Origin of the sequence: Streptomyces sp. 150FB, from assembly GCF_000818195.1 — a bacterium.
Classification (GTDB): Bacteria; Actinomycetota; Actinomycetes; order Streptomycetales; family Streptomycetaceae; genus Streptomyces.
This window is the reverse complement of the sequence record NZ_JTHL01000001.1, coordinates 844,230-848,006: the sequence shown is the minus strand read 5'-3', so window position 1 is coordinate 848,006 and position 3,777 is coordinate 844,230. Positions and strand designations below refer to the sequence as shown.

Annotated in this window: 1 protein-coding gene; it reads left to right on the top strand. The window is 72.1% G+C overall.

Annotation, left to right across the window (positions count from 1 at the left end; translation table 11 throughout):
* A partial coding sequence (locus QR77_RS03300; protein WP_040027224.1) for a type I polyketide synthase occupies positions 1-3,777 on the top strand: 3,777 nt, incomplete at both ends.

The following is a 3,777-nucleotide window of genomic DNA, read 5'->3' as shown; positions in this document are numbered from 1 at the left end:
GCCGATGCGGTGGTGGGTCACTCGCAGGGTGAGATCGCGGCTGCTGTCGTGGCGGGTGCGTTGTCCCTGGAGGACGGCGCCCGGGTGGTGGCGTTGCGGTCGCGCGCGATCCGCGCTTTGGCGGGTCGGGGTGGCATGGTGTCTGTGCCGCTTTCGGTGGACCGAGTGCGGGAGTTGTTGCCGGCGGGTGTGTCGGTGGCTGCGGTGAACGGGCCGTCGTCGGTGGTGGTGTCGGGTGACCCTGCGGGTCTGGACGCGGTGTTGGCGTCGGTGGAGCGGGCCAAGCGGATCCCGGTTGATTACGCCTCGCATTCGGCGCAGGTGGAGGAGATCCGTGAGGAGATCCTGTCCGTACTTGAGGGTTTGGTGCCGCGTGAGTCGACGGTCCCGTTCTTCTCCAGTGTTGATGTCGGCTGGGTTGACGGTTCGGAGTTGGATGCCGGGTACTGGTATCGCAATCTGCGGCAGACGGTTGAGTTCGAGGGCGCCGTACGTTCCCTGATCGATGCCGGGCACGGTGCGTTCGTCGAGGTCAGTGCCCATCCGGTGCTCACCGTGCCGATCGAGGAGACCGCCGGGGACGTTGATGCCGACGCCGCGGTGCTGGCGGTGGGCACCCTGCGCCGGGGCGAAGGCGGCATGCACCGCTTCTGGACCTCGCTCGGCCAGGCCTGGGCGCACGGTGTCGACGTGGACACGGCCGCGCTGTACCCGGGGGGCCGGCATGTGCCGCTGCCCACGTACCCGTTCCAGCGGGACAGGTACTGGCTGGCGCCCCCCTCGCCGGAGATCTCCACGGACGCCTGGCGCTACCGCGTCACCTGGCGTACCGGCACGCCGGCGTCTCAGCCGCTGCCCGCCACCTGGCTGGTGGTCGTCCCCGAAGGACACCACGAGGACCCGTGGGCGGCCGGTGCTGTGCGCGCGCTGACGGCGCGCGGAGCCCAGGTCGTGGAGCATGTTGTCTCGGCGGACACCGACCGGGAGCGGTTGGCCGCGGCGCTCGCCGAGCAGCCGCGCCCGGACGGCGTGCTGTCGTTGCTGGCCCTGGCCGAGCAGCCGCACCCGCACCACCCGGGACTGACAACAGGACTGGCCCTGACCACTCTGCTCACCCAGGCGCTCGGTGACGCCCGGTGGGCCGTGCCGCTGTGGTGCCTCACTCAGGGCGCCACCTCCGCGTTCGGTCACGGTGAGGTTCACCACCCGGCGCAGGCGGCGGTCTGGGGTCTGGGCCGCGTCATCGGCCTGGAGCACCCGGAGTTCTGGGGCGGCCTGGTCGACCTGCCGGCCGAGTACGACGAGCGGTCCGCCGCCACCTTGTGCGACGTGCTCGCCGACGGCGGCGACGAGGACCAGTGGGCGGTCCGCGCCGGCACCGCCCGCGTGCGGCGGCTCAGCCGCGCGCAGGCGGAGGGCACGCCCGCACGGCGCGCCTGGCGTCCGAACGGTACGGTCCTGGTCACCGGTGCCACCGGCGCCGTGGGGCCGTACATCGCCCGCTGGCTGTCCGGCGCCGGTGCCGGACACCTGGTTCTGGCCGGCCGCCGTGGGGCGGACGTTCCCGGGGCCGCCGAACTGGCCGCCGAACTGGCCGTGTCCGGCACTCGGCTGGACCACGCGGTCTGCGACGTGACCGACCGGGAGGCGGTCGCCGGACTGGTGGAGCGGCTCGCGGCGGACGGCACCCCGGTCCGCGTGGTCGTGCACGCCGCGGCTCTCATCCAGATCGCCTCGCTGGCCGCCACCTCGCTGACCGAGTTCGAGGATGTCGTGCACGCCAAGACCGCGGGCGCCGTCCACCTGGCTGAACTGCTGCCCGACCTCGACGCGTTCGTCCTCTTCTCCTCGATCGCCGGCGTCTGGGGCAGCGGCGACCACGGCGCCTACGCCGCGGCCAACGCCTTCCTCGACGCCTACGCCGAGCACCTGCGCGGCCGTGGCGTACCGGCGACGTCCCTCGCCTGGGGCATCTGGGACACGCCCAACCTGGCCGAGACGGCGGCCATGCCCGGCGGACTGGACATGGACCGGGTCCGCCGCCAGGGCCTGCCGTTCATCGCGCCGGACCTGGCCGTGACCGCTCTGCAACGTGCCATGGACGACGACGAGGCATTCCTCGCCGTCGCGGACGTGGACTGGGCCCGGTTCGCGCCGGTGTTCACCTCCGCCCGCCCCCGGCCGCTGCTGGACGAGGTGCCCGAGGTGGCGGCACTGTCCCGGCAGGAGGTCCCGGCCGTCGCGCCGGTGACCGCCGCGCTGTCCGAAGCCGAACTCGTCACACTGGTCCGCGAGCAGGTCGCAGCGGTCCTCGGACACGCGGACGGCGACGCGATCGACCCGAAGCGGGCCTTCCGCGACATCGGGTTCGACTCGCTCACCGCCGTGGAGTTGCGCAACCGGCTCAACGCCGAGACCGGCCTGCGGCTGCCCACCACCGTGGTTTTCGACCACCCCACCGTGCAGGCGATCGCCCGCCACCTGCGGGCGGAGCTGACGCAGGAGACCGCGACGCGTTCAGTGGCCACGGCCGTGGCCGCGACGGACGAGCCGATCGCACTGGTGGCCATGAGCTGCCGCTTCCCCGGCGGTGTCGACAGCCCGGAGGAACTGTGGGAGTTGCTGCGGGCCGGAGGGGACGTCATCTCCGATTTCCCCTCCGACCGCGGCTGGAATCTGGAGGACCTGTACGACCCCGACCCCGACAAGGCCGGCAAGTCGTACGTCCAGCACGGCGGGTTCCTCCAGGCGGCGGGCGACTTCGACCCGGTGTTCTTCGGGATCAGCCCGCGTGAGGCGATCACCATGGATCCGCAGCAGCGGCTGCTGCTGGAGACCGCCTGGGAGGCGTTCGAACGGGCCGGTATCGACCCGGAGGACCAACGGGGCAGCCGGGCGGGTGTGTTCATCGGCACCGGGTACCAGGGCTACGGCACGAACGCCGAGATCCCGGAGGGGCTCCAGGGCCAGATGGTCACCGGCGGTTCCGCCAGCGTGACCTCCGGACGTATCGCCTACACCTTCGGTCTGGAGGGCCCGGCGGTCAGTGTCGATACGGCGTGTTCGTCGTCGCTGGTCGCGATGCACCTGGCGAGCCAGGCCCTGCGCTCGGGCGAGTGCTCGCTGGCCCTGGCGGGCGGCGTCACCGTGATGGCGAACCCTGAGGGCTTCGTCGGCTTCAGCCGGCAGCGCGGGCTTGCCGCCGACGGCCGGTGCAAGGCATTCGCCGACGCGGCCGACGGCATGGGTATGTCCGAGGGCGTCGGCATGGTGCTGCTGGAACGGCTGTCCGACGCACGGAAGAACGGGCACCCGGTCCTCGCCGTGGTCCGGGGCAGCGCGATCAACCAGGATGGCGCCTCCAACGGCCTGTCCGCGCCCAACGGCCTGGCCCAGCAGCGGGTGATCCGCCAGGCGCTGGCGAATGCCGGGTTGCGGGCGTCCGAGGTGGACGTGGTGGAGGCGCACGGTACGGGTACGTCGCTCGGCGACCCGATCGAGGCGCAGGCGCTGCTGGCGACCTATGGCCAGGACCGCGAGGAGCCGTTGTGGCTGGGCTCGGTCAAATCGAACCTCGGCCACACACAGCTCGCCTCCGGCGTTGCCGGGGTGATGAAGATGGTGCTGGCGATGCGGCATGGTGTGCTGCCCCGGACCTTGCATGTGGACCAGCCGTCCTCGCATGTGGACTGGTCGGCGGGGGAGGTGGAGCTGCTGACCGAGGAGCGTGAGTGGACGGGTCTTCGGCGTGCGGGTGTCTCCTCGTTCGGGCTGAGC